We start from the raw sequence: 523 nt of genomic DNA on the forward strand, positions 1-523 counted from the left end.
AATATTTTTTACTTTAGGATTGGATATCCTCGTTATTTTGTCATATGGATATTAAGGGCGTCTGTTACGGGAACCATTGCTTTTTATCTCATCTAGTTTCTATGTCTCCATAGATGTCCAAATGTAATGCCTTTTGCGAGAGAATTGGCTATGCTTGATAGTTTGAGTAACAGCATGATGGATATAATAGACAAGATGAGAGCTCCCCCAAACATGAAGCTTACATTCTGGTCGTAGTCGAGTTTCATATCGCTCAAATAGTTTGCAAAGATATTCATCATCAGATTAAATACAGTGGCTAAGAGTAGAAAGAGGATTATATAATTGACGACTTGGATTATCCATTGCTCGAAAAAGCGATGAGTTGGTTGCCAGAGCAAAGCAATGATGAAGAGTGGTCCCAATCCTACGAGAAGTGTAATAGCGATTTTTGTTAGGAGCACGAGACCACCGCCGATTGCTACTACGAGGCTTGTTGCTAGCAAGATAATGATGCCTAAGAGACTGTAAAGCAGTCCATTGG

General features: G+C 39.4%; 1 protein-coding gene. It reads right to left on the minus strand.

Going from position 1 to position 523, the window contains the following annotated elements; all coding sequences use genetic code 11:
• Window positions 1-92: 92 nt before the first annotated feature.
• A partial coding sequence (locus tag ACFILO_RS09830) for a type IV secretion system protein (RefSeq protein WP_375678253.1) occupies window positions 93-523 on the minus strand: 431 nt, incomplete at its 5' end.

This window comes from Bartonella sp. AP72JLCBS, assembly GCF_042195705.1.
Classification (GTDB): domain Bacteria; phylum Pseudomonadota; class Alphaproteobacteria; order Rhizobiales; family Rhizobiaceae; genus Bartonella.